Below are 23,939 nucleotides of genomic sequence, written 5' to 3'. Positions count from 1 at the left end.
TTGCGGAAAGGCTCTGCTTAAGTTCGGAAAACCAGGCAAAAAAGACCAGGGAGGTAGCCATGGGTCTCTTCAGCTTTATCAAGAACGCCGGCAAGAAGCTCGGCATCGGCGACGACGAAGCGCCGGAGGCCGAGGCGGTCAAGAAGGAGCTCGATTCCTTCGATCTCGGCACGCAGAATGTCGAAGTCTCCGTGGAGGGTGACAAATGTGTGCTGAAGGGTGTCGTGGCCGACCAGACGGCCTTCGAAAAGGCCGTCATCGCCGTGGGCAATACGCTGGGGATTTCCAAGGTGGAGGCCGCCGATCTCAAGGTCGCACCGGCCGATTCCGGCCTGAAACTCGAAAAAATCGACCTGACGGAACTCCTGAAAGTCTCCGCGCCCGCCAATGACCCGACCCTTCACACGGTCAAGAAGGGCGACAATCTCTGGAAGATCGCCGAGGCCTATTACGGCAAGGGCAAGGGCACCAAGCACACTTTGATCTTCGACGCCAACCGCCCGATGCTCTCCCACCCGGACAAGATCTATCCCGGCCAGGTGCTGCGCATTCCGGACCTGGCGGAAGCGTGAACCGCGCAGACTGCGGGATGTGTCATGGCTGAGCGCGGCCTCGCCCCGGGGCTGCGCTACTTCCCCGACCATTTTGATCGCTCGGCCCAGGAGGCCCTGGTCGCCGCTATCAGGCAGATCGTGGCCGAGGCGCCGCTCTTCGTGCCGCGCATGCCGAAGACCGGCAAGCCGATGTCCGTGCGCATGACCAATTGCGGCTCGCTCGGCTGGGTGACGGACAAGGACGGCGGCTATCGTTATCAGCCGACCCATCCCGAGACCGGCCGCCCCTGGCCGGCCATTCCCGAGGCTCTTCTCGCCCTGTGGAACGCGGTATCCAGCTTCGGAAAGCCGCCGGAGGCCTGCCTCGTCAATTTCTATGATCCGGATGCCAAGATGGGCCTGCACCAGGATCGGGACGAGACTGAATTTGCAGCGCCTGTCGTGTCCGTTTCGCTTGGCGACCAGTGCCTGTTCCGCGTCGGCGGTGTTTCCCGCAGCGATCCGACACGGTCGTTCCGCCTCTCAAGCGGCGACGTTTTCGTGTTCGGCGGGGAAAGCCGGTTGATCTTTCACGGGGTTGACCGGATCTATCCCGGCACGTCGACGCTTTTGAAGAACGCCGGGCGCATCAATCTGACGCTCCGCCGGGTCAATCCATAGCCGGCTCAGAGCTTGCGCAGCGCCACCGTCTCGATGAGGTGGTTCTCGCCCTTCTGCAGGATGAGATCGGCGCGCGGGCGGGTCGGCAGGATGTTCTGGTGCAGGTTCTTCAGGTTGATGTTGCGCCAGAGATTTTCCGCGATCGTCAGCGCCTCGTCCTCGCTGATCGTCGCGTACCGGTGGAAGTAGGAATCGGGGTTGCGGAAGGCGGTTTCCCGAAGGCGCATGAAACGATCCACATACCAGGTGTGGATCAGCGTCTCCTCCGCGTCGATATAGATCGAGAAATCGAAGAAATCCGAGACCATCGGCACGATCTTGCCGTCGGCCGGCAGATTGCGTGACTGGAGCACGTTGATACCCTCGAAGATCAGGATATCCGGCCGGTCGATGGTGCGGAAGGCGTTGGGCAACACGTCATAGGTGAGGTGCGAATAGGTCGGTGCCTTGACGTCCTTCTTGCCGGCCTTGATGGCCGAGAGAAAACGCAGCAGTGCGCCGATGTCGTAACTCTCCGGGAAACCCTTGCGCTCCATCAGGTTTTCGCGCTGGAGCACCGCGTTCGGATAGAGAAAACCGTCGGTCGTCACGAGATCGACCTTGGGGCTGGAAGGCCAGCGGGACAGCAGCTCCATCAGGATGCGGGCGGTGGTCGACTTGCCGACGGCGACAGAACCCGCAATGCCGATGACATAGGGGGTCTTGGCCTCGTCCGAGAGGCTGAGGAAGCGTTTGCGCTGCTCGAACAGGATCTGCGAGGATTCGACATGGGCCGAAAGCAGGCGCGACAGCGATAGGTAGATGCGCCTGACTTCGTCGAGGTCGATCGGGTCATTCAGCGAGCGCAGGCGCTGCACCTCGTCGGCGGTCAGCGTCAGCGGCGTGTCGGCCCGGAAGCGCGCCCACTCGTCTGCCGAAAAAAAGCGGTAGGGAGAATAGTCGCGGTTGCCGAAATCGTCCGGAATATCCGCCTGGTCCTTGTCGCGCACTGCCTGGATCATCAACTCTTCCGGCTGGCCTTCTCCACGAGGCCGGACTGGTTCGTCCGCCGCTCCAGCTCCTCCATGACATCTTGTAACGCGACGCCGCCGATTTTCAATACGACGATCAGATGATAGAGCAAATCGGCCGTTTCGCTCGTTAAAGCGGCCTTTTCGCCCTCAATCGCCGCGATAACCGTCTCGATCGCCTCTTCTCCGAGCTTCTTTGCCGCCTTTTGCTGCCCGGCGGCCACGAGCTTGGCCGTCCAGCTTTCCGACGGATCGGCCTTGGCGCGGGCGTCGACGATGCGTTCGAGATCGGCAAGGGAAAAGTCGCTCATCGCTCTCTCCTCAGTCGAGCCGCATGGCAATGCCATGCTCGGCCATGTAGCGTTTCGCTTCGCCCACCGTATAGGTGCCGAAGTGGAAGATGGAGGCCGCCAGCACCGCCGTCGCATGGCCGTCGCGCACGCCCTCGACGAGATGGTCAAGCGTGCCGACGCCGCCCGAGGCGATGACCGGCACAGAGACGCGGTCGGCGATGGTGCGGGTCAGGGCGATGTCATAGCCGCCCTTCTGGCCGTCGCGGTCCATGGAGGTAAGCAGCAGCTCGCCCGCGCCGCGTTCCACCATCTTTTCGGCGAAGGCGACGGCGTCGATGCCGGTCGGCTTGCGGCCGCCATGGGTGAAGATTTCCCAGCGGTCTTCCTCGCCGTCCTGCGAAACCTTCTTCGAATCGATCGAGACGACGATGCACTGATTGCCGAATTTGTCGGCCGCTTCCGCCACGAAATCCGGATTGGCGACGGCGGCCGAGTTGATCGAGACCTTGTCGGCGCCGGCAAGCAGCAGCTTGCGGATATCCGCCACCGCGCGCACGCCGCCGCCGACGGTGAGCGGCATGAAACAATGGTCGGCCGTGCGCGCCACGACGTCGAAGATCGTGTCGCGGTTGTCCGAGGAAGCGGTAATGTCGAGGAAGCAGAGTTCGTCGGCACCGGCCGCATCATAGGCCTTGGCCGATTCCACGGGGTCGCCGGCATCGACGAGGTTGACGAAGCTGACGCCCTTGACGACGCGGCCGTCCTTCACGTCGAGGCAGGGAATGACGCGGGCCTTGAGGGTCAAAGGACGGCCTCCTTCTTCTTGTTTTGCGCGTCCTCGCCGCTATGCGGCTGCGGGCGTCGCGGGCCGTCCTTCACGTCGAGGCAGGGAATGACGCGGGCCTTGAGGGTCATGCGGCTTCTCCTCGTATCATGGCCAGCGCCTCGGCGGGATCGATCCGCCCGTCATAGAGCGCCCGGCCGGAAATCGCGCCCTCCAGCTTGCGGGCATCCGGCGCGACGAGGCGGCGGATGTCGTCCATCGAGGCAAGGCCGCCGGAGGCGATGACGGGAATGGAGACGGCGTCGGCGAGTTCCAGCGTCGAAGCCCAGTTGATGCCGGCCAGAATGCCGTCGCGGTCAATGTCCGTATAGATGATCGCGGCAACGCCGGCGCCTTCGAATTTTTTGGCAAGCTCGATCACGCCGAGTTCGGAGGCTTCCGCCCAGCCCTCGACGGCGACCTTGCCGCCCTTGGCGTCGATGCCGACCGCCACCTTGCCGGGGAACTTCTTGCAGGCCTCGATGACGAGCGCGGGATCCCGCACGGCGATCGTGCCGAGGATGACGCGGGAGAGACCGCGCGAAAGCCAACTTTCGATATGGTCGAGTGTGCGTATGCCGCCGCCGAGCTGCACCGGGTTCTTCGTCGCCTTGAGAATGGCATCGACAGCGGCGCCGTTGACGCTTTCCCCGGCAAAGGCGCCGTTGAGGTCGACGACGTGCAGCCATTCAAAACCCTGGTCTTCAAAAGCTTTCGCCTGGGCGGCCGGGTCGGGATTGTAGACGGTGGCCTGGTCCATGTCGCCGAGCTTGAGGCGAACGCACTGGCCGTCTTTCAGGTCGATGGCGGGAAAGAGGATCATGTTACGGCTTCCAGCGCAGGAAATTGGTGATGAGGGCAAGGCCGAGCGTCTGGCTCTTTTCCGGATGGAACTGCGCGCCGGCCTTGTTGCCGTCGGCGACGAAGGCGGTCATCGGGCCGCCATAGCCGACGGTCGCGACCACGTCGTCGGGGTTTTCGGCCGCGAGGTGGTAGGAGTGCACGAAATAGGCGTGCAGCGTCTCCGGAATGCCCTCGAAGAGCGGATGCGCGTAGCGGCGGTTGAGCGTGTTCCAGCCGATCTGCGGAATTTTCAGCTCCGGATCGTCGGGCGTCATCCTGACGACATCGCCCCTGATCCAGCCGAGGCCTTCGGTGGTGGTCTTTTCGAGGCCGCGCGAGGACATGAGCTGCATGCCGACGCAGATGCCGAGGAAGGGACGGGCTTTCGCCTCGACGGTCTCGCGCAGCGCCTCGACCATGCCGGGCACGGCATCAAGGCCGCGACGGCAATCGGCATAGGCGCCGACGCCGGGCAGCACGATGCGATCCGCGCTGGCGACGCGCTCGGCCTTGTCCGTCAGGTCGATCTCGGCGGTAATGCCGGCTTCGCGCGCGGCGCGTTCGAAGGCTTTGGTGGCCGAGCGCAGGTTGCCCGAACCGTAGTCGATGATTGCAACGCGCATCTCAGCGTCCTTCCTTGAAACCGACGAGGCCGAGCATGGGAGCGTGCCGGCGCGGGGAGGTTTCGGCTGCCGGCAGGGAAACGGTATGACGCGTCTCCGGTTCGCCGGTCCTGATGTCCATGTAGTAAATCTCTTCCGCCGTTGCACGGTCGTCTGCCGCTATGGCCGCGTCCACCGTCCAGCCGGCCCGGCGCAGGCCGGCGACGATCATCGTGGGGCCTTCAAGCGCGACGAGAAGATTGGTCGCAAGGCAGATGCCGAGGCCGGCAAGGCCGAAGACCGGATGCTCGGAAATGGCGGAGCCCAGCGCGGCGAGCGCGAAAACAAGGGCTGCGGCCAGCCACGCGCGATGCCACAGCAGCCAGAGGAACGGTACGAAGAACGCGATCCACGAAAAACGATCACGGATGATCCGGGCGTTCTCATCCTGGGATTTTGCACCCGGCGGTATCAGAAAGAGGAACGTGGCCATATCGACAGGCCTCCATCTTGTGCCTTGCTCAGGCCAGCGAACCCTTCGTCGAGGGAACGCGGCCCGCCTGGCGGGGATCGATCTCGGTCGCGGTGCGCAGCACACGCGCGACGGCCTTGAAGCACGTCTCCGAGATATGATGGTTGTTCGCGCCGTAGATGTTCTGGATATGCAGGGTGATGCCGGCATGCTGGGCGAGCGCATTGAAGAACTCGCGCACCAGCTCGGTGTCGAAGGTGCCGATCTTCGGGGCGGAGAAGGTGACGTTCCACACGAGGAACGGGCGGCCGGAAACATCGACGGCAGCGCGGGTCATCGTCTCGTCCATGGCGAGATCGAGCGAGGCGTAGCGCGTGATGCCGCGGCGGTCGCCGAGCGCCTTGGCGATGGCCTGGCCTATGGCGATGCCGGTGTCTTCGACCGTGTGGTGGTCGTCGACATGCAGGTCCCCTTCGGTCTTGATGTCCATGTCGATGAGCGAATGGCGCGCGAGCTGGTCGAGCATATGATCGAAGAAACCGACGCCCGTCGAAATGGTCGACGTGCCGGTGCCGTCGATATTGACGGTGACGGCGACGGAGGTCTCGTTCGTCTTGCGCGAAACGCTGGCGGTGCGGCTCATTGCGGTCTCCGGTAGAGTGTCGCCGCTCCTTAACAGGGCTCTTGGGAAAAGGCCAGTGTTTCGCAGGTTTTCGGTGCAGGGGGAAACGGCCCGCAGGTCGCCCATCGGGGTTTGAAACCAGTCCGGTCCGGAGAACCGCGCGAAAGCGTTGCCTCTGGGAGTGTAGGATGGTGGCTTCGCTTTCGCGCGGCCCAGGCGTTCTTCGGAGGCGGTCTGTCCTCCTTCAGGCATGGTGAAGGCTTCGCTGCGCAGTTTGCCGGCGCGTGTGCCTTTTCCGAAAACCGCGTTCCGCGCTTTTCGAGGACATGCGCCGCCGTCCTGCTTGCATGGCGGACCCAAGCCGACCCCGCGACCCGGGGAAGGGGGAAGCCTGTGACGTCGCGCACCCGCCGGCCCGATCCCCAAGGAAGGGAAGGGCCATGAGGCACCGTGGCGCTCCACGCCTCTTTCGCCCCCGCCGTACGTTTCGGCGGATATCGAAAGCGCCTCCTCCCGCCCGCATCGACACGTTACGCGATCCGTCCGGCGGCGAAAGGACGTTCAGGATAGGACGGGTTTTGGAGACGGGGAAAATCGGGGTGTAAAAAAGGGCAGAAGTGGGGATCGACGCCGGCGTGATCAGGCAGGTCGCCACATTGGGAAGCCGTTGCCACACCCTCCGTCATCCTCGGGCTTGACCCGAGGATCCATGTCACATCCTCCGGTGTGCCGTGAGGAGTGGATCTTCGGGTCAAGCCCGAGGATGACGGAGGAGGGGGGTGGGAGGGGCGTGCGGGTTGGGGAGAGCGATGCAAGCATGCCGGCATCGCCCGCCGCCACCTCACTTCTTCTTCGTTGCGCTCTCGCTGTTCTTCACCTGCGAGCCCAGAGTGGGTGCGGCTTTGGCTGCCACCTTGTCCTTCTTGGGTTTGCGCGTTTCCTTGTTGCTGCGAACCTGTCCTTTGGCCATTGCCGTAACCCCTTTTGTTGACGGGAGACCATAACCTGCTCATCGCACGGGGAAAGCAAGGTTTATTTTGCAGTGAGACGCAGACCCGCGGCGGTGCCGTAAGGGGTCGCGCAGCGGCCTGGCGGCGGAGGGGTGCCAAGGAGGCCGCCGGCGTTTGCAATTGCCGAAACGCCGCTTACATAGGACGTAACGAAGCCGTCTCGCTGGCGGTACCCGCCCGGTCTCCGGGCCCCAGAGGTCTATTCATGAGTGAACACAATCCCTACGCTTCCATGCATGCCACGACGATCATCACCGTCCGCAAGGACGGCAAGGTGGTGATGGCGGGCGATGGCCAGGTGAGCCTTGGCCAGACCGTGATGAAAAGCAATGCGCGCAAGGTGCGCCGCCTTGCCAAGGGCGATGTCATTGCCGGTTTTGCCGGCGCCACGGCGGACGCCTTCACGCTGCTCGAACGGCTCGAAGCCAAGCTCGAGCAATATCCCGACCAGTTGATGCGCGCGGCCGTCGAGCTTGCCAAGGACTGGCGCACCGACCGCTATCTGCGCCGTCTCGAGGCGATGATGCTGGTCGCCGACAAGTCCGTCACGCTGGCGCTGACCGGCAATGGCGACGTGCTGGAGCCGGAACACGGCACCATGGCGATCGGCTCGGGCGGCAACTATGCCTATGCCGCGGCCCGCGCGCTGATGGATACGGACAAGTCGGCGGAAGAGATCGCGCGGCGCGCCATGCAGATCGCCGGCGACATCTGCGTCTACACCAACCACAATTTCGTGGTCGAGACGCTGGATGCCGACCGATAGGGCCTACGCCTTCCGGCCGGTGACGGACGCCGACCTGCCGATGCTGGAACGGTGGCTGAACGTGCCGCATGTCCGGCGCTGGTGGGGCGAACCGGCGGACGAAGTCGCCGGCATCAAGGCGGATTTCGACGAGCCGTCGATGGAGTCCTTCATCGTGCTCCATGATGGAAAGGAATTTGCCTATCTGCAATGTTACCGGATCGCGGCGGACGATCTGTCCTTCGGCGACCGGCCCGAACGCACCGTCGGCATCGACCAGTTCATCGGCCCTGCCGATATGGTCGGTATCGGCCACGGGCCGGCGATGATCGAAGCCTTTGTGCAAAGGGTTTTCGCCGAGGGGATGGAACGGGTCGTGCTCGATCCGCATCCCGACAATGCGCATGCCATCCGGGCCTATGAAAAGGCCGGATTCCATGCTTTCGATCAACGCATGACTGAGGACGGACCGGCGCTGATGATGGCCCGGGACCGTTGCTAGAAACGGAAAGCTGATGTCTAACTTTTCCCCCCGCGAGATCGTTTCCGAACTCGACCGCTACATTATCGGCCAGCATGACGCCAAGCGCGCTGTCGCCATCGCGCTCCGCAACCGCTGGCGCCGCCACCAGCTGGAGCCGGACCTGCGCGACGAGGTGATGCCGAAGAACATCCTGATGATCGGGCCGACGGGCGTCGGCAAGACCGAGATTTCGCGGCGCCTTGCCAAGCTTGCCGGTGCGCCCTTCGTCAAGGTCGAGGCGACCAAGTTCACCGAGGTCGGGTATGTCGGCCGCGATGTCGAGCAGATCGTGCGCGACCTCGTCGAGGTCGGCATCGGCCTGGTGCGCGAGAAGAAGCGTACCGAGGTGACGGCCAAGGCCCATATGAATGCCGAGGAACGGGTGCTCGATGCGCTGGTCGGCGCGACGGCCTCGCCTGCAACGCGCGATTCGTTCCGTAAAAAGCTGCGCGGCAACGAACTCGACGACAAGGAAATCGAGATCGACGTTGCCGATACGGGCGGCGGCATGCCCGGCGGCTTCGAGATCCCCGGCATGCCCGGCGCCAATATCGGCGTGCTGAACCTTTCCGAAATGTTCGGCAAGGCGATGGGCGGGCGCACCAAGAAGGTCAAGACGACGGTCAAGGACAGCTACAAGATCCTGATCGACGACGAATCCGACAAGCTGCTCGACAACGAGCAGATCCAGCGCGAGGCGATCCGCTCGGCCGAAAACGACGGCATCGTCTTCATCGACGAGATCGACAAGATCGCGGCGCGCGATGGCGGCATGGGCGCGGGCGTCTCCCGCGAGGGCGTGCAGCGCGACCTGCTGCCGCTCGTCGAGGGCACGACGGTTGCGACGAAGTACGGGCCGGTCAAGACGGATCACATCCTCTTCATCGCCTCCGGTGCTTTCCACGTCTCCAAGCCGTCAGACCTCCTGCCCGAGCTGCAGGGCCGCCTGCCGATCCGCGTCGAACTGCGCGCGCTGACGAAGGAGGACTTCCGTCGCATCCTCACGGAGACGGAGGCGAGCCTCATCCGCCAGTACAAGGCGCTGATGGCGACGGAAAGCGTCGAGCTCGATTTTACCGAGGACGGTATCGACGCGCTGGCCGATGTCGCGGTGCAGCTCAATGCGAGCGTCGAGAATATCGGCGCGCGGCGTCTCCAGACGGTGATGGAGCGGGTACTCGACGAGATCTCCTTCGAGGCGCCGGACAAGGGCGGCAACAAGCTCCTCATCGACGCCGCCTACGTGCACAAGCATGTCGGCGCGCTTGCCGCCAATACCGACCTGTCGCGCTACATTCTGTGACGTTTGCGCACCGGTGGCCGCCCTTGCGGCCGCCGGTGCCGGATTTTTGCAGGCAAGGCCTCTCGACAGGAGGCGCCGTGCGGCCTAGGCATGGCACGCATTTTGGCATCATTCCGACATGTTTGCGTTGCATCGGTCTGCCATGCCGACATTACGAGAAGACGGAACCGGACCCGTGCGACAGCTCATTTCCGTGCTTGCCCTTGCAGCCGCCCTCCTTGTCCAGAGCCAGACAACGGCCCTGGCGATCGATGTGGTGCCATCCGGCAACCGCAATGCCGAGCAGCCGCAGATCCCGGGCGCCTCGACGCGCCGCACCAAGGCGGGCAAGACCTCCTTCGATGCGAAATACGAGAAGGTGCGCGATCTCATCGCCAATGACGGGCAGCTGACCGGCAAGATCAAGTCCAATGCCGGCAAATACGGCATTGCGCCGATCCATATGGTCGGCGCGATCGTCGGCGAGCATACCTACAATGTCGACGCCTACGACCGGCTGCAGAGCTATTATGTGAAGGCGGCGTCCTATACCGGTTCGTTCCGCTTCGCCTATGACGGCGAAAACGTCGCCGACTTCGTCGACCGGCCGGAATTTGCCAAATGCGCCGACAAGAAGGGCTCCTATGCGCTCTGGACCTGCCGCGAGACGGTGTGGAACCGCACGTTCAAGGGCCGCACGGTCGGCGGCACGTCCTTCCCGAACAACCGCTTCAGCGCGGTGTTCTTCCAGCCCTTCTATGCCGGCCAGACCTTCGGGCTTGGCCAGATCAATCCGCTGACGGCGCTGACGCTGACGGACGACGTCGCACGCATTTCCGGCTATGACCGGCTCGACGAGAACGATGCGGCCGGCGTCTACCAGGCGATCATGGATCCCGATATCTCGCTTGCCTACATGGCCGCCTCGATCCGCCGCTCGATCGACGCCTACAAGACGATCGCCGGTGTCGATATCTCGAAGAATCCGGGGCTGACGGCGACGCTCTACAATATCGGCAATCCCGATGCGCGCGCCGCCGCCTTTGCCGCACGCCGCGCCTCCGGCGAAGTGACCTGGCCGGAGGAGAACTATTACGGCTGGCTGATCAACGACAAGCTGGCGGAACTCCAGGGCCTGCTCTAGTTTTTCAGAAGTCCGGACGCAGAACGCTCAAGCACTTTTGATGGAATTGCTCTAACTTCGGCCTACCTCTCGGCTCACCTTCCACGAAGAGCCGATTGAAAGGAGCCCGATGATGGACATGCGCCCCGAGCCGTTCGAACCGCCGGCGCCGATCCCGCGCACCGTGCCGCCGTCGAAGCTCGAGATCATCCGCACCGTGTTCCGCAATCCGCTGGAGCTCTGGGGCGAGCCCTCCTATACGCTGCCCTGGATCATGACGAGCTTCTTTGGCGAGAAGACGCTGATCGTCAACGATCCCGGCCTGATCAAGTACCTGCTCGTCGACAATGCCCAGAACTACAAGATGGCCGTGGTGCGCCAGCTCGTGCTGCGCCCGATCCTGCGCGACGGGCTGCTGACGGCCGAGGGCGGGGTGTGGCGCCGCTCGCGCAAGGCCGTCGCGCCGATCTTCACGCCGCGCCATGCCAAGGGCTTTGCCAGCCAGATGCTGGCGCAGTCCGAGCTCTATGCGCAGAAATACGAAGGATCGGACGGCACGGTCTTCGACATCGGCAACGACATGACGGAGCTCGCCTTCGCCATCCTCTCCGAGACGCTGTTTTCCGGGGAGATCGTCACCCAGTCGGAAAGTTTTGCCGACGATGTCGAGGACCTCCTGCATTCGATGGGCCGCGTCGATCCCATGGATCTCCTGCGCGCGCCGTCCTGGGTGCCGCGCGTGACGCGGATCGGCGGGCTGAAGGTGCTGAAGAAGTTCCGTGGGATCGTGCGCGACACGATGGACCTGCGTCTTGGGCGCATGAAGGACGATGAAGCCGCGCCGAACGACTTCCTGACCCTGCTTTTGCGCGCGGCGGGGCCGGAGGGGCTGACCATGGAGGAGGTGGAGGACAATATCCTCACCTTCATCGGCGCCGGCCACGAGACGACGGCGCGGGCGCTCGCCTGGACGCTCTACTGTGTCGCCAATTCGCCGCATGTGCGGGACGCGATGGAAGAGGAGATCGACCGGGTGCTGTCGAGCGGCGCCGACCCCGTCGACTGGCTCGACCGCATGCCCTGGACGCGCGCCGCCTTCGAGGAGGCGATGCGGCTCTATCCGCCGGCGCCCTCGATCAACCGCGAGGCGATCGCCGACGATGTCTGGGTGAGCCCTAAGGGCGAAAGGGTGGAGATCCCCAAGGACGTCACCATCCTCGTCATGCCCTGGACGCTGCACCGCCACGCACTGCTCTGGCAGAAGCCGCGCGCCTATATGCCGGAACGGTTCCTCCCGGAAAACCGCGAAGCGATCCACCGTTTCCAGTACCTGCCTTTCGGCGCCGGGCCGCGCATCTGCATCGGCGCGACCTTCGCCATGCAGGAGGCGATCATCGCGCTCGGCGTTCTGATGCGCCGTTTCCGTTTCGACATGACGGAAAACACGCGGCCCTGGCCCGTGCAGCGCCTGACGACGCAGCCGGCTAACGGACTGGCGTTGCGGGTGACGGCTCGTCGAGGCGCTTCTTCGATTTCTTGATCGTCTTGATCGCCGCGCAGGTCGCTTCCGGGTTCTTGCAGGGCTGGTAGACGACGATCTCGCTGCCGCTGCCGTCGTCCCAGACCGCCTGCACGGCGATGGTTTCCGCCTCGCCCGGCTTCAGATCGATATAGATCCAGTTCTGCGTTTCGTCCGACGGCAGGTTGAAGGGCAGTTCAGGGTCGCATTTGGCCAGCGGAAAGCGCTGGTCGAGCGTGTCGTTGTTGATCGAATAGCGGATCTCCGACAGGCGGCAATGCATCGTCTGCAGCGTGGTGAAATAGATCAGCTGCTGGTCGGCGAAATTGCGGAACTGCACCCAGCCCGTCTGCTTGTTGGCATCCAGCATCGCCTTGTAGACAGAGACGTCGGGGATCTGCGCCTGGTACTGTTGCTCGTCGTTCTCCTCCTGGGCGGCGACGGGCTGGCTGCCGGCCAGAAGCGCGGCGCCGAGAAGAAGGGTAGCCAGAAGCGGCTTTCGCGGGGTGGGGTCGATCACTGGGTACGCTCCTCGTTCTTTCACCTTATGTCGCCGGGGGAATGGTGGCATTCGGCCCGGACATGTCATAACACCTCAGGCAATAACACCATTCACGGCCTGCTTTGAAAAGAGACGGCAGGCGGTACGGAAGAATTCTCGTGGCAGACCATTTGTTACTCGGCATCGATACCGGCGGCACCTACACGGACGCCGTGCTCTACAGCGAAACCGCCGGCGTCGTCGCCCGCGCCAAGGCACTCACCACCCGCCACGATCTCTCGGTCGGTATTTCCGGTGCCGTCGAAGCGGTGCTGGAAGCGGCAAAGGCTCCCGTCTCGGCCATCGGTCTCGTCTCGCTCTCCACCACGCTGGCGACCAACGCCCTGGTGGAAGGGCAGGGCGGCCGCGCCGGCCTTGTCATGATCGGATTCGGTCCCGAGGACCTGAAGCGCGACGGCCTTGCCGATGCGCTCGGCAACGACCCGGTGCTGTTCCTGCCCGGCGGGCACAATGTGCATGGCGACGAGACGACGCTCGACATGAGCGCACTCGACGATGCCCTGCCGGTCCTTGCCGAGACCGTCTCCTCCTTTGCCGTCGCCGGCTATTTCGCCGTGCGCAATCCGGCGCACGAGGAACGGGTTCGTGCGCGCATCCGCGAGGTCTCGCACCTGCCCGTTACCTGCAGCCACGAACTTTCCTCCAAGCTCGGCGGGCCGCGCCGGGCGCTGACGACGCTGCTCAATGCCCGCCTCGTCTCGATGATCGACAGGCTGATCGGCGCCTGCGAGGACTATCTCGACCGTCGCGGCATCCATGTGCCGATGATGGTGGTGCGCGGTGACGGGGCGCTGATCGCGGCGGCCGAGGCGCGGCTGCGGCCGATCGAGACGATCCTGTCCGGCCCGGCAGCCAGCCTCGTCGGCGCGCGGCACCTGACCGGGCTCGACAATGCCATCGTCTCCGATATCGGCGGCACGACGACGGATGTGGCGGTGCTTGACGGCGGGCGGCCGAAGCTCGATGCGGAAGGCGCCGTCGTCGGCGGCTATCGCACCATGGTCGAGGCGGTCGCCATGCGCACCTTCGGCCTCGGCGGCGATTCGGAAGTCCGCATCAACGATCGCGGCCTGAAGGCGAAGATCGAGCTTGGGCCGCGTCGCTTCATGCCGCTGAGCCTTGCCTCGGCGCTGCATCCGGATGCAATCGTCCCGGTGCTGGAGCGCCAGATGCGTGCGCCCCATGCCGGGCGGCACGATGGACGCTTCGCTGTGCGCACCGGCGTGCCGGAACGGTTGGCGAGTGGCCTCCAGCCGCAGGAACAGGCGCTTTACGAGAAGATCGGCATGGTGCCGCTTCCGCTGGAAGGGCTGCTCGCCACCATGTTGCAGAAGGTGACGCTCGACCGGCTGGTTGCGCGTGGCCTCGTGCATATCTGCGGCATCACACCCTCCGACGCCATGCATGTGCTCGGCGGCCAGGGGCAGTGGGATGCCACGGCCGCCCGTCTCGGACTGGAGATCGCCGCCCGCACGCGGGACGGTTCCGGCCGGCCGATCGCCGACAGTCCGGAAGCCCTGGCGCGCGTCCTCGTCGATCGCCTTACCCGGCAGTCGGCCGATGTCATCCTGTCGGCCTGCCTTGCCGATGACGGGGCAGGGGCGATCGATCCGGTCCATTCGCTGACGATCGACCGCGCGCTGCACCGCGTGCCGGGCATCGTGCGGTTCCGCGTCGCGCTCGACCGGCCACTCGTCGGCCTCGGTGCCTCGGCGCCGGTCTATTATCCCGCCATCGCCGACATGCTGGGCGCCGAATCGGCCATTCCCGCTGACGCCGGCGTTGCCAATGCGGTCGGCGCGGTGGTGGGTCAGGTGCGCACCATGGTCACGGTCTTCGTGACCATGCCGGAAGAGGGCATCTTCATCGTCGGCGGCACGGGCGAAAGCGCGCGCTTCATCGACGAAAGCGAGGCCTTCGCGCTGGCGAAGGAGCGGGCGATGACGGCGGCGCTCACCGCGGCCCGGATCAACGGTGCGGACGAGCCGGCGGTGACGTTCACCGAGGAGATCGACGCGCCGGAGGTGGAAGGCCGCCGCAAGCTCATGGAGGCACGCTTCACCGCGATCGCCAGCGGCCGGCCGCGCATTGCGCACGAGAGCTGACGGTCTCCCGTTCTTTGGCCTCGCCGGCTGCCTTTCGCGGTGGTCGGCGCGCGCCTATCGTATGATTTTATCCGAACGGGAATAAATTCTTTATGTCATTGCCGAATTGACTATGCATGCCCGTCTCCGGAAAGTGGCAGCATTCGGGATACTCCCCCCTCGTCCCGTCATTCGGAGTTTTTTACATGACCTATATCGAGAAAGCCGGTCTTTCGATCGACCGCGACCTACATGATTTCATCGTCACGGAGGCGCTTCCCGGCACGGGCGTGGACGCAGCGCGTTTCTTCGATGAGTTTTCCGCCATCGTGCACGACCTTGCGCCGGAAAACCGCGCGCTGCTGGCCAAGCGCGACGCGCTGCAGGAGAAGATCGACGCCTGGTACCGCGCCAACGGCGCGCCGGTGGACATGGCGGCTTATGAGGCCTTCCTACGCGAGATCGGCTACCTGCTGCCGGAAGGCGGTGAATTCAAGGTGACGACGGACAATGTCGATCCCGAGATCGCCAGCCTCGCCGGCCCGCAGCTTGTCGTTCCCGTCATGAATGCACGCTACGCCCTGAACGCTGCCAATGCGCGCTGGGGCTCGCTCTACGATGCGCTCTACGGCACGGATGTGATCCCGGAAACGGACGGTGCGGAAAAGGGCAAGGGTTACAATCCCAAGCGCGGCGAGAAGGTCATCGCCTGGGCCAAGGCCTTCCTCGACGAGGCGGCTCCGCTCGAGGGCGCCCGCTGGGCCGACCTCACCGGTATCGAGGCCGGTGCGGACCTGCGCCTTTCCGCAGGCGACCGCGCCGTTTCGCTGAAGCGGCCGGAACAGTATGCCGGCCATGCGGAAGGCGACGGCGGCTGGCGCCATCTGCTTTTGAAGAACAATGGCCTTGGCATCGAGATCCTGATCAACCGCGACTTCGAAATCGGCAAGACCGATCCGGCCGGCATTGCCGGCGTCAATGTCGAAGCGGCACTGACGACGATCATGGACTGTGAGGATTCGGTCGCGGCTGTCGATGCCGAGGACAAGATCCTCGTCTATCGCAACTGGCTCGGCCTGATGAAGGGCGACCTGAAGGAGACGTTCACCAAGGGTGGCGAGACGGTCGAGCGCAAGCTCTACAGCGACTTCACCTACACCGCGCCGGACGGCTCGCCCTTCGAGGTCAAGTGCCGCTCGCTGATGCTGGTGCGCAATGTCGGGCACCTCATGACCAACCCGGCGATCCGCGATCGCGAGGGCAACGAGGTTCCCGAGGGCATCATGGATGCCATGGTGACGGCGCTGATCGCGCTGCACGATGTCGGCCCGAACGGCCGCCGCAAGAATTCGCGCGAAGGCTCGATGTATGTCGTCAAGCCGAAGATGCACGGGCCGGAAGAGGTTGCCTTTGCCAGCAAGCTGTTCGGCCGCGTCGAGGCTGCCGTCGGCATGGCGCCGAACACCATGAAGATGGGCATCATGGACGAGGAGCGCCGCACGACGGTCAACCTCAAGGAAGCGATCCGCGCCGCCAAGGAGCGCGTCGTCTTCATCAACACCGGCTTCCTCGACCGCACGGGCGACGAGATCCACACCTCGATGGAAGCAGGCCCGATGATCCGCAAGGGCGACATGAAGCAGGCCGCCTGGATCGGCGCCTACGAGAACTGGAACGTCGATATCGGCCTCGAATGCGGCCTGTCCGGCCATGCGCAGATCGGCAAGGGCATGTGGGCCATGCCCGACCTGATGGCCGCCATGCTGGAACAGAAGATCGCCCATCCAAAGGCCGGCGCCAACACCGCCTGGGTTCCCTCGCCGACGGCCGCGACGCTGCATGCGACGCACTACCACAAGGTCAATGTCGCCGAGGTTCAGGCGACGCTGCGCTCCCGCCCGCGGGCAAAGCTCTCCGATATCCTCTCGGTGCCGGTCGCCGTCCGGCCGAACTGGACGCCGGAGGAAATCCAGCGCGAGCTCGACAACAATGCGCAGGGTATTCTCGGCTATGTCGTGCGCTGGGTCGACCAGGGCGTCGGCTGCTCCAAGGTGCCCGACATCAACAATGTCGGCCTGATGGAAGACCGCGCCACGCTGCGCATCTCCGCCCAGCACATGGCCAACTGGCTGCACCACGGCGTCGTCACGGAAGCGCAGATCGAGGAGACCATGCAGCGCATGGCCGCCGTCGTCGACGGGCAGAATGCCGGTGATCCGCTCTATCGTCCGATGGCCGGTAACTTCGACGGTTCCATCGCCTATCAGGCGGCGCTCGATCTTGTCCTGAAGGGCCGCGAGCAGCCGAACGGCTATACCGAGCCGGTTCTCCACCGTCGCCGCCTGGAGCTGAAGGCCGCTGCGGCCTGATCCCGCTTTTCGCGCCGGCAGGGTTTTGTCCCTGCCGGAAGCGCCCAAAACAAAAGAAGCCGCCGGAGCGATCCGGCGGCTTCTTTCTTAAGCGGATTTTTTCCGCTTACTGCTGGACGACGACGCGGGCGCCCTTGCCGGGGCGGACGCGCTTGTAAAGGTCGATGATGTCCTGGTTCATCAGGCGGATGCAGCCCGACGAGGCGGCCGTGCCGATGGAGGCCCATTCCGGCGTGCCGTGCAGACGGAACAGCGTGTCCTTGCCCTGCTCGTTGAAGAGATAGAGCGCGCGTGCGCCGAGCGGGTTTTTCAGGCCCGGGCCCATGCCTTCCTTGACGTAGCGGGCGACATCGGGACGACGGACGGCCATTTCTTCCGGCGGATGCCAGGTCGGCCATTCCTGCTTCCAGGCGATGTAGGCCTCGCCCTGCCAGGCAAAGCCCGCCTTGCCGACGCCGATGCCGTAACGCACGGCCTTGCCGCCGGGCAGCACATAATAAAGGAAGCGGTTCGGCGTGTTGACGACGATCGTACCGGGCTTTTCCTTGGTCGCGTAGTCGACGATCTGACGGTGGAACTTGGTGTTCACCTTGTTGATCGGGATACCCGGCAGGGAATAGCCGTTGTCCTCAACAGGGCCATATTCCGATGTGAAGATAGCATTGGTCGCCACCTTTTCGCCCGGAAGCGAGGTCGAGGAGGAGGAGCAACCGGCGAGCGTGACGGCTGCTGCGAGGCCGCACAGAAGGAGGGCATTGCGGAAGCGCATGTGAGTCTCTTGATAGGAAATTAAGAAGTTCCGAGCCGCGGAACTTTCATCGATTATGGTTTATTTTCGATTAAACCAGTCAATGCAAGTCTGTGTGCTCCGGCGCGGGCCTGCACTTGAGCAAAAAGGCCGGTGATTGTTTTTTTGCAACAACAAGACCTGCCCGCCTGCCGCTTTCGCCGCGTCCGGATCAGGACAAGCACGCCTTTCCGACCTGTTCAATGGTCTTCCGCAGCGCTGGCCCGAAGCCGCACAGGATCCGTGTGGCGCGGTTAAGAGAGTCTTTCGCGCGCTCCGAATCACGTGACGCCCTTAACTTTTTCACCGGGCGCATTTGCGGATAGAATGCGATTCGCCGAGGGTGCCCCATGACGATCGTTTCCATTCACAACGACAATCCGCTGGTCGACGGACGCCAGTCCGACCGGGCCATGATGGTGCGCCGCGGCGTGCAGCGCATGCTGACGGAGATGCGCCATGCGGTGCTGCCCGAGTTGACGCTGGCCAGCGGCCGGCGCGCGGACCTCATCAGCCTCTCCGACAGGGGCGAGATCTGGATTGTCGAGATCAAGACGTCGATCGAGGATTTCAGGGTGGACCGCAAATGGCCGGATTACCGGCGTCACTCGGACCGGCTGTTCTTCGCCACCCACAAGGAAGTGCCGCTCGATATCTTCCCGGAGGATTGCGGCCTCATCCTCTCGGATGGCTACGGCGCCCATATCATCCGCGAGGCGCCGGAGCACAAGCTGCCGGCGCCGACGCGAAAATCCGTCACCTTCGCCTTTGCCCGCGTCGCCGCGGCCCGGCTGATGCTGGCGGAGTTCGCCGCGGATACAAGGGGCGAGGGGGCTGATATGTCGGCTATCGTTGCAGGAGAGCGCGACGCGGCGGTGTGATATCGCTTTGAGGCGCTTTTGAGGGGTGAGCCCCTCATCCGGCTGCCGCCACCTTCTCCCCGAGGAGAGAAGAGGAAAACGGGAGGTCGCATCCTTCTCTTCCTTCTCCCCGACGGGGAGAAGGTGGCCCAAAGGGCCGGATGAGGGCCCCCGAAGTCCGAGCCTATTTCGGCGCGCGCTTGGCGAGGATGCGCTGCAGCGTGCGGCGGTGCATGTTGAGGCGGCGGGCGGTCTCGGAGACGTTGCGGTCGCACATCTCATAGACGCGCTGGATATGCTCCCAGCGCACGCGGTCTGCCGACATCGGGTTTTCCGGCAGTTCCACCTTCTCGCCCGGGCGCTGCGTCAGTGCGGCGAAGATGTCGTCGGCATCCGCCGGCTTGGCGAGATAATCGACCGCGCCGAGCTTCACGGCGTTCACGGCCGTCGCGATATTGCCGTAGCCGGTCAGCATGATGATGCGCGTGTCGTCGCGGCGCTGGCGGATGGCGGCGATGACGTCGAGGCCGCTGCCGTCGCCGAGCCTGAGATCGACCACGGCGAATTTCGGCGGGTTTGTCTTGGCCTTGGCGATGCCCTCGGCAACCGACTCGGCCGTATCGACGGCAAAGCCCCGCGTCTCCATAGCGCGCGCAAGGCGGCGCAGGAACGGCGCGTCGTCATCGACGAGGAGAAGGGAAGGATCGGGCCCGATATCGTCGGTTGCCGCGTGAGGTTCGGTGTTTTCTGCCATTTTTCGTCTTTCGTGGCCGAATTTCGTCCATTCTTGATGAGGATCAGCTTATCACCCGTAAGTCGGGGTGGGTAAAGTCATTTTGCGGCCTTTGCCTCCATGCGGCCCCGCGGCCAATCGACCGACACGCGGGCGCCCGGCCGGTCGCCGGTGCGGTTGGCAAAGGTCAGTTTCGCGCCGGAGCGCTCCAGCAGCGTCTTGGCGATGAACAACCCGAGCCCCAGTCCGCCGGCCCGCTCGTCGCGCTGGCGCTTGGTGACATAGGGATCGCCGATGCGCTGGAGGATATCCGCCGCATAGCCGTCGCCGTCGTCCTCGATGACGATCGTCACCCGTTCCGCCGTGTGGCTGACGGTGATGGTCACCTCCTCGCGCGCATGGTCGACGGCGTTTTCCATAAGATTGCCGAGACCGTAGAGAATGCCGGGATTGCGGCTGCCGACCGGCTCGTTCTCGCGTTCGCCGTTTTCGACGAGGTTGAGGCGGATGCCGAATTCGCGGTGCGGCGCCAGCACCTCCTCCAGCAGCGAGGAGAGCGGCAGCACGCGCATATGCGCCTCGTCCGCTGCCGAAAGCGTGGTGAGACGGCGCAGGATGTCGCGGCAACGTTCGCTCTGGCTGCGCAGGAGCTGCACGTCTTCCTTGAAACGGTCGTCCATGCCGAGTTCACGCTCCATTTCGCGGGCCACGACGCTGATCGTGGCAAGCGGCGTGCCGAGCTCGTGCGCTGCCGCCGCCGCCAGGCCGTCGAGTTGCGAAAGGTGCTTTTCGCGCTGGAGGATGAGTTCGGTCGCCGCGAGCGCATCGGAAAGCTCCGCTGCCTCCTGCGACACGCGGTAGGAGTAGAAGGCGGCAAAGGCGGTGGTCGACACGATGGCGAACCAGAGCCCGGCCGTCAGGATCGGCGGCACGACCAGCAGCGTGCCGGGAAACCAGGGCAGCGGAAAGGGCGTGAAGGCAAGCGCCGTGATGCCGAATACCGAGAGCAGGCCGAGCGGCAGGCTGAAGCGGATCGGCTGCAGCGAGGACGAGATGATGACGGGCACGCAGACGAGCGGTGCGAAGGGATTGGCAAGTCCGCCGGTAATGAAAAGCAACGCCGTGAGCTGGCAGAGGTCGAAGGCGAGCAGCAGGAAGGCGGAGGCGGGCGTCAGCCGGTGCGTCGGGGCGAAGCGCACGGCGAGGAAGAAGTTGACTGCGGCGAGCAGCGCGATCAGCACCGCCGCCGGCAGCAGCGGCAGCGGAAAATCGAGCCACAGCCCGACGACGATGACCGTGATCGACTGGCCGGCGACCGCCAGCCAGCGCAGCCGGATGATCGTTTCGAGACGCAGACGCCGGCCGGAGCCCTCGAAGTCGATGTCCTGGTAACCCGTCATCCCGTCTTCCTTCCGTTCGCGAACCCGCATTCGCCCTTCTAGAGCATTTCCGCATTTCTTCGAATCGCGAAAGCGCTTCATCCGCTTGTTCTGAAGCAATTGCAGATGCAAGGCCGCTGCGCACTTTGCCGGAATGGCTCTAAACTGCGGGATGCCCGGAACGATTTGTCTTTCTGCAATTTCCGACGCAAAACCTCCGGCAGTCGCCGGAAGTTGCGCGATCACGTTCCGCGCGGCTTGGCGCGCGTCGTCGGCAGGGCGTCTGCCGGGTCCTCCGGCCAGGGGTGTTTCGGATAGCGCCCGCGCATATCCGCCCTGACGTCGCGCCAGGAGCCGGCCCAGAAACCGGGCAGGTCGCGCGTCGTCTGGATCAGCCGGTGTGCGGGGGAGTGGAGTTCGAGCAGCAGTGGCAGCCGCCCGCCCGCCACGGCCGGATGCTGCTTCAGGCCGAAGAGCTCCTGCACGCGGATCGCCAGCACCGGCTCGTCGCCATCGTAGCGGATCGGGTGGCGCTGGCCGGTCGGCGCCTCGAAATGGGTGGGTGCCAGCCGGGCGAGGTCGCGCTGCACCTCATAGGGCACCAGCGCCATCAGCCCTTCCTGGAGGCTTGCGGGCTTCACCTCTTCGAGGCTGCGGCTGTTTTCCTGGAACGGCACGAACCAGCTGTCGAGTGTCGCAAGCAGCGCCTCGTCGCCGGTATCCGGCCAGGGTGCACCGATCGAGCGGTGGAGGAAGCCGATGCGGTCGCGCAATTGTGCCGTCTCGCGGGAAAAGGGCAGCACGGCAAGGCCGAGCTGGCGTATCCCGTCGGCCAGCGCCAGCGCTGCCTTTGGTCCGCTTGGCCGCGGGAGTGGTGCCTCCTCGAGAATCATTGCGCCGAGACGCACGACCCGGCGCGCGCGCACCTGGCGGCTGGCGCGGTCGAAGACGCACTGGTCCTCCCGCACGATGGTTTCGGCGAGTTCCGCCTCGACATCCGCGCGGCCGATTTCCGCCGCGGCGAGAATGCGTTGCCGCCCGGCCTGCCCGGTGAGGTCGGCGACGACGATCATGTCGGCGCCGGCGAGCCGCTCGGTCTCCGGCAGCTCCGCCCCGCGCCCGTTCGCCATGACGAACCGCCCCCGGCCACCCCGCTGCAGGGCGACGCGATCGGGAAAGGCATGCAGCAGCAGGGCACCGGGGGCCGGGACCGCGCCACCCTTCGTCGCGCCGAAACCCTCGGCCATACGCTGGGCGAGTTTCCGCGCTGCCTCGGCCCGCTCACCCCGTTCGCCGGAGAAGCGGCGCAGGCGCTCCTCGATATCGACGGCCGGTCCGCCGAGGCCCTGTTCGGTCAGGAGCACGGCGAGGCGCGCCGCGGCCCCTTGCTGGCCGTCTTCGGCGGCATGCAGGATCATGGTCGCCAGCCGTGGCGGCAGCGCCAGCTCCCGGATGCGTTTTCCGGCCGGCGTCAATGCGCCCTGTGCGTCGAGCGCCCCGAGGAGACGCAGCAGGTTGCGCGCTTCTTCCACCGCCGCGGCGGGCGGCTGGTCGACAAGCCGCAACGCGGCGGGATCGCTGACACCCCAATGCGCGAGATCGAGCATGAAGCCAGAGAGATCGCTGGAAAGAATCTGCGGCGGCGTGAAGGCCGGCATCGCTGCCGTCTGTCCGGCATGCCAGAGGCGGATGGCGATGCCCGGTTCGGTTCGCCCAGCGCGGCCGGCGCGCTGGTCCGCCGAGGCGCGCGACACGCGCACCGTCTCCAGCCGGGTGATGCCCGTCGCTGCCTCGAAGACCGGCAGGCGCTGCAGGCCGCTGTCGATGACGATGCGCACGCCGTCGATGGTGATGGAGGTTTCGGCGATCGACGTCGCCAGCACGATTTTTCGCGTGCCAGCAGGGGCCGGACGGATCGCGGCGTCCTGTTCCTTCTGGCCGAGGTTGCCGTACAGCGGCACGATGCTCGTCTCCGGCCCGAAGCGGCCGTCCAGCCGTTCGGCGGTGCGGGTGATTTCCGCCTGCCCGGGCAGGAAGGCGAGGATCGATCCGCTCTCTTCGCGATGTGCCGCGCTGATCGCCCGCGCCATCGTGTCCTCGATGCGCTCGCCGGCCGGTCGGTCCTGGTGGCGGATATCGACGGGAAAGGCCCGCCCCTCGCTGACGAGGACGGGCGGATTGTCGAGCAGGTCGGAAACGCGCGCCACATCGAGCGTCGCAGACATGACGAGGATGCGAAGGTCCTCGCGCAGCGCTGCCTGCACGTCCAGCGCCAGCGCCAGGCCGAAATCCGCATCGAGCGAACGCTCGTGGAATTCGTCGAAGAGCACGGCGGAAACGCCGGACAGTTCGGGATCGTCGAGGATCATGCGGGCGAAGACGCCTTCCGTCACCACTTCGATGCGCGTTTTCGCCGAAACCCTGTTGTCGAGCCGCATGCGGTAGCCGACGGTCTCGCCCACCCGCTCGCCGAGCAGTGCCGCCATGCGCCCCGCCGCCGCGCGCGCGGCAAGCCGGCGCGGTTCGAGCAGGATGATCTTGCCGTCCCCTCGCCAGCTCTCGTCCAGGAGGAAGAGCGGCACGAGCGTCGTCTTGCCGGCGCCGGGCGGTGCGGACAAGACGGCGCGGGTGCCCGCGGCAAGTGCCGCGCCGAGGGCGGGGAGGATCTCCGTGACCGGCAGGCGCGGCAGGGTGTCGGGGATCGACCCCATCTTAGTGCGCCCCGCCTGTAAAGGAGGCGCCATCACGGGCGAAGGACATGGTTTTCTCCGGCTTGGTTTCTCCGTCTGAATAGCCCGGCGCCGCATCCGAGAGAAGGGCCGGAAGGGGGTGCGGGCGGAGCGGAACACGCAAAACGGTCTCCGAAAAGAATTTTACCACTTGGACAAGATTTTTGGCTGCTTTTCGGATCCTGCAGCGTGCATCGACGGCGAAAAAATCTATAAAACCAAGCAATAACAACACTTTACACATTTTTGAAGTTTTCTTGAAAATGTCTGTTGACGTAAGCGGATGAGTGGGCCTATAACCCGGCCATCGAACGAGAGCGGCGGCGCTTCTGGCGGCCGACGAACTCGCTCTAGG

General features: G+C 64.8%; 24 protein-coding genes. 10 read left to right on the top strand and 14 right to left on the bottom strand.

The features are described 5' to 3' along the window. Positions 1 to 59 precede the first annotated feature (59 nt). Positions 60 to 572, top strand: coding sequence for a peptidoglycan-binding protein LysM (lysM, locus tag P9A16_RS29085; protein WP_024271287.1), 513 nt, complete (start codon positions 60 to 62; stop codon positions 570 to 572). A 24-nt stretch (positions 573 to 596) separates the two neighbouring features. Next, positions 597 to 1,214, top strand: a complete 618-nt coding sequence (locus tag P9A16_RS29080; protein ID WP_023514291.1) for an alpha-ketoglutarate-dependent dioxygenase AlkB family protein — start codon at positions 597 to 599, stop codon at positions 1,212 to 1,214. A gap of 5 nt (positions 1,215 to 1,219) precedes the next feature. Here P9A16_RS29080 and coaA read toward each other — a convergent pair whose 3' ends face one another. The 8 genes from coaA to P9A16_RS29040 form a co-directional block, all read right to left on the bottom strand. After that, complete coding sequence (gene coaA / locus P9A16_RS29075; protein WP_024271288.1) at positions 1,220 to 2,215, bottom strand: type I pantothenate kinase; 996 nt, start codon at positions 2,213 to 2,215, stop codon at positions 1,220 to 1,222. After that, positions 2,215 to 2,535 carry a phosphoribosyl-ATP diphosphatase gene (locus P9A16_RS29070; RefSeq protein ID WP_023513683.1) on the bottom strand — a complete coding sequence of 107 codons (321 nt, stop codon included), beginning with the start codon at positions 2,533 to 2,535 and terminating at the stop codon, positions 2,215 to 2,217. The genes coaA and P9A16_RS29070 overlap by 1 nt, the downstream gene beginning before the upstream one ends. A gap of 10 nt (positions 2,536 to 2,545) precedes the next feature. Next, on the bottom strand, positions 2,546 to 3,322 hold the full coding sequence (gene hisF, locus P9A16_RS29065; RefSeq protein ID WP_023513684.1) for an imidazole glycerol phosphate synthase subunit HisF: 777 nt from the start codon (positions 3,320 to 3,322) through the stop codon (positions 2,546 to 2,548). A gap of 106 nt (positions 3,323 to 3,428) precedes the next feature. Continuing rightward, a complete protein-coding gene (gene hisA, locus P9A16_RS29060; RefSeq protein ID WP_023513686.1) occupies positions 3,429 to 4,163 on the bottom strand; it encodes a 1-(5-phosphoribosyl)-5-[(5-phosphoribosylamino)methylideneamino]imidazole-4-carboxamide isomerase in 735 nt (244 codons plus the stop codon). Between the two features lies 1 nt (position 4,164). Next, complete coding sequence (gene hisH / locus P9A16_RS29055) at positions 4,165 to 4,806, bottom strand: imidazole glycerol phosphate synthase subunit HisH (protein ID WP_023513687.1); 642 nt, start codon at positions 4,804 to 4,806, stop codon at positions 4,165 to 4,167. Between the two features lies 1 nt (position 4,807). Next, positions 4,808 to 5,278 carry a DUF2628 domain-containing protein gene (locus tag P9A16_RS29050; RefSeq protein ID WP_023513688.1) on the bottom strand — a complete coding sequence of 157 codons (471 nt, stop codon included), beginning with the start codon at positions 5,276 to 5,278 and terminating at the stop codon, positions 4,808 to 4,810. Positions 5,279 to 5,306: 28 nt separating this feature from the next. Next, positions 5,307 to 5,900, bottom strand: a complete 594-nt coding sequence (hisB, locus tag P9A16_RS29045) for an imidazoleglycerol-phosphate dehydratase HisB (protein ID WP_023513689.1) — start codon at positions 5,898 to 5,900, stop codon at positions 5,307 to 5,309. Between the two features lie 820 nt (positions 5,901 to 6,720). Then, the gene (locus tag P9A16_RS29040; protein WP_023512670.1) at positions 6,721 to 6,849 is read right to left on the bottom strand and encodes a hypothetical protein; all 129 of its coding nucleotides are present in this window, start codon (positions 6,847 to 6,849) and stop codon (positions 6,721 to 6,723) included. Between the two features lie 245 nt (positions 6,850 to 7,094). Here P9A16_RS29040 and hslV point away from each other — a divergent pair, with 245 nt between their 5' ends. The 5 genes from hslV to P9A16_RS29015 all read left to right on the top strand — a co-directional run bounded on the left by hslV (position 7,095) and on the right by P9A16_RS29015 (position 12,102). Then, entirely contained in the window at positions 7,095 to 7,655 is a 561-nt protein-coding gene (gene hslV / locus P9A16_RS29035; protein ID WP_023512671.1) for an ATP-dependent protease subunit HslV, read from the top strand. Beyond that, entirely contained in the window at positions 7,642 to 8,136 is a 495-nt protein-coding gene (locus P9A16_RS29030; protein WP_023512672.1) for a GNAT family N-acetyltransferase, read from the top strand. The genes hslV and P9A16_RS29030 overlap by 14 nt, the downstream gene beginning before the upstream one ends. Before the next feature lie 13 nt (positions 8,137 to 8,149). Next, positions 8,150 to 9,460, top strand: coding sequence for an ATP-dependent protease ATPase subunit HslU (hslU, locus tag P9A16_RS29025; RefSeq protein WP_023512673.1), 1,311 nt, complete (start codon positions 8,150 to 8,152; stop codon positions 9,458 to 9,460). A 175-nt stretch (positions 9,461 to 9,635) separates the two neighbouring features. After that, a complete protein-coding gene (locus P9A16_RS29020) occupies positions 9,636 to 10,583 on the top strand; it encodes a DUF1402 family protein (RefSeq protein WP_278026270.1) in 948 nt (315 codons plus the stop codon). A 112-nt stretch (positions 10,584 to 10,695) separates the two neighbouring features. Continuing rightward, positions 10,696 to 12,102, top strand: a complete 1,407-nt coding sequence (locus P9A16_RS29015; protein ID WP_023512675.1) for a cytochrome P450 — start codon at positions 10,696 to 10,698, stop codon at positions 12,100 to 12,102. Here P9A16_RS29015 and P9A16_RS29010 read toward each other — a convergent pair. Beyond that, the gene (locus P9A16_RS29010) at positions 12,047 to 12,601 is read right to left on the bottom strand and encodes a hypothetical protein (protein ID WP_023512676.1); all 555 of its coding nucleotides are present in this window, start codon (positions 12,599 to 12,601) and stop codon (positions 12,047 to 12,049) included. The two genes, P9A16_RS29015 and P9A16_RS29010, sit on opposite strands and share 56 nt — an antisense overlap. Positions 12,602 to 12,741: 140 nt before the next feature. Between P9A16_RS29010 and P9A16_RS29005 the strand changes: the two genes are divergently transcribed. Further along, positions 12,742 to 14,748: a hydantoinase/oxoprolinase N-terminal domain-containing protein gene (locus tag P9A16_RS29005; protein ID WP_023512677.1), complete on the top strand. Its 2,007-nt coding sequence runs from the start codon at positions 12,742 to 12,744 to the stop codon at positions 14,746 to 14,748. Positions 14,749 to 14,933: 185 nt separating this feature from the next. Then, a complete protein-coding gene (locus tag P9A16_RS29000) occupies positions 14,934 to 17,096 on the top strand; it encodes a malate synthase G (protein ID WP_024270130.1) in 2,163 nt (720 codons plus the stop codon). Positions 17,097 to 17,202: 106 nt separating this feature from the next. Here the strand turns inward: P9A16_RS29000 and P9A16_RS28995 are convergent, their stop codons facing one another. Further along, positions 17,203 to 17,865 carry a L,D-transpeptidase gene (locus P9A16_RS28995; protein WP_024270131.1) on the bottom strand — a complete coding sequence of 221 codons (663 nt, stop codon included), beginning with the start codon at positions 17,863 to 17,865 and terminating at the stop codon, positions 17,203 to 17,205. Positions 17,866 to 18,233: 368 nt separating this feature from the next. Here P9A16_RS28995 and P9A16_RS28990 point away from each other — a divergent pair, with 368 nt between their 5' ends. Next, a complete protein-coding gene (locus tag P9A16_RS28990) occupies positions 18,234 to 18,764 on the top strand; it encodes an MmcB family DNA repair protein (RefSeq protein ID WP_023514409.1) in 531 nt (176 codons plus the stop codon). A gap of 163 nt (positions 18,765 to 18,927) precedes the next feature. On the opposite strand, the gene P9A16_RS28985 is transcribed toward P9A16_RS28990, so the two are convergent. The 4 genes from P9A16_RS28985 to P9A16_RS28970 all read right to left on the bottom strand — a co-directional run. After that, complete coding sequence (locus P9A16_RS28985; protein WP_023514408.1) at positions 18,928 to 19,497, bottom strand: ActR/PrrA/RegA family redox response regulator transcription factor; 570 nt, start codon at positions 19,495 to 19,497, stop codon at positions 18,928 to 18,930. Positions 19,498 to 19,574: 77 nt separating this feature from the next. Then, positions 19,575 to 20,876 carry an ActS/PrrB/RegB family redox-sensitive histidine kinase gene (locus P9A16_RS28980; RefSeq protein ID WP_050745400.1) on the bottom strand — a complete coding sequence of 434 codons (1,302 nt, stop codon included), beginning with the start codon at positions 20,874 to 20,876 and terminating at the stop codon, positions 19,575 to 19,577. A gap of 221 nt (positions 20,877 to 21,097) precedes the next feature. After that, positions 21,098 to 23,566, bottom strand: a complete 2,469-nt coding sequence (gene hrpB, locus P9A16_RS28975) for an ATP-dependent helicase HrpB (RefSeq protein ID WP_024270133.1) — start codon at positions 23,564 to 23,566, stop codon at positions 21,098 to 21,100. 1 nt (position 23,567) lies between these two features. Continuing rightward, a partial coding sequence (locus P9A16_RS28970; RefSeq protein WP_278026269.1) for a hypothetical protein occupies positions 23,568 to 23,939 on the bottom strand: 372 nt, incomplete at its 5' end.

The sequence above is a fragment of the Shinella sp. 838 genome (assembly GCF_029623935.1).
In the GTDB taxonomy this organism is placed as follows: Bacteria; Pseudomonadota; Alphaproteobacteria; order Rhizobiales; family Rhizobiaceae; genus Shinella.
This window is presented reverse-complemented; position numbering and strand designations above follow the sequence as displayed.

Bases quoted from the DNA above. Each gene is read 5' to 3' on its own strand.
- lysM (WP_024271287.1), top strand. From the start codon at position 60: ATGGGTCTCTTCAGCTTTATCAAGAACGCCGGCAAGAAGCTCGGCATC.
- P9A16_RS29080 (WP_023514291.1), top strand. From the start codon at position 597: ATGGCTGAGCGCGGCCTCGCCCCGGGGCTGCGCTACTTCCCCGACCAT.
- coaA (WP_024271288.1), bottom strand. From the start codon at position 2,215: ATGATCCAGGCAGTGCGCGACAAGGACCAGGCGGATATTCCGGACGAT.
- P9A16_RS29070 (WP_023513683.1), bottom strand. From the start codon at position 2,535: ATGAGCGACTTTTCCCTTGCCGATCTCGAACGCATCGTCGACGCCCGC.
- hisA (WP_023513686.1), bottom strand. From the start codon at position 4,163: ATGATCCTCTTTCCCGCCATCGACCTGAAAGACGGCCAGTGCGTTCGC.
- hisH (WP_023513687.1), bottom strand. From the start codon at position 4,806: ATGCGCGTTGCAATCATCGACTACGGTTCGGGCAACCTGCGCTCGGCC.
- P9A16_RS29050 (WP_023513688.1), bottom strand. From the start codon at position 5,278: ATGGCCACGTTCCTCTTTCTGATACCGCCGGGTGCAAAATCCCAGGAT.
- hisB (WP_023513689.1), bottom strand. From the start codon at position 5,900: ATGAGCCGCACCGCCAGCGTTTCGCGCAAGACGAACGAGACCTCCGTC.
- P9A16_RS29040 (WP_023512670.1), bottom strand. From the start codon at position 6,849: ATGGCCAAAGGACAGGTTCGCAGCAACAAGGAAACGCGCAAACCCAAG.
- hslV (WP_023512671.1), top strand. From the start codon at position 7,095: ATGAGTGAACACAATCCCTACGCTTCCATGCATGCCACGACGATCATC.
- P9A16_RS29030 (WP_023512672.1), top strand. From the start codon at position 7,642: ATGCCGACCGATAGGGCCTACGCCTTCCGGCCGGTGACGGACGCCGAC.
- hslU (WP_023512673.1), top strand. From the start codon at position 8,150: ATGTCTAACTTTTCCCCCCGCGAGATCGTTTCCGAACTCGACCGCTAC.
- P9A16_RS29015 (WP_023512675.1), top strand. From the start codon at position 10,696: ATGGACATGCGCCCCGAGCCGTTCGAACCGCCGGCGCCGATCCCGCGC.
- P9A16_RS29000 (WP_024270130.1), top strand. From the start codon at position 14,934: ATGACCTATATCGAGAAAGCCGGTCTTTCGATCGACCGCGACCTACAT.
- P9A16_RS28995 (WP_024270131.1), bottom strand. From the start codon at position 17,865: ATGCGCTTCCGCAATGCCCTCCTTCTGTGCGGCCTCGCAGCAGCCGTC.
- P9A16_RS28990 (WP_023514409.1), top strand. From the start codon at position 18,234: ATGACGATCGTTTCCATTCACAACGACAATCCGCTGGTCGACGGACGC.
- P9A16_RS28985 (WP_023514408.1), bottom strand. From the start codon at position 19,497: ATGGCAGAAAACACCGAACCTCACGCGGCAACCGACGATATCGGGCCC.
- P9A16_RS28980 (WP_050745400.1), bottom strand. From the start codon at position 20,876: ATGACGGGTTACCAGGACATCGACTTCGAGGGCTCCGGCCGGCGTCTG.
- hrpB (WP_024270133.1), bottom strand. From the start codon at position 23,566: ATGGGGTCGATCCCCGACACCCTGCCGCGCCTGCCGGTCACGGAGATC.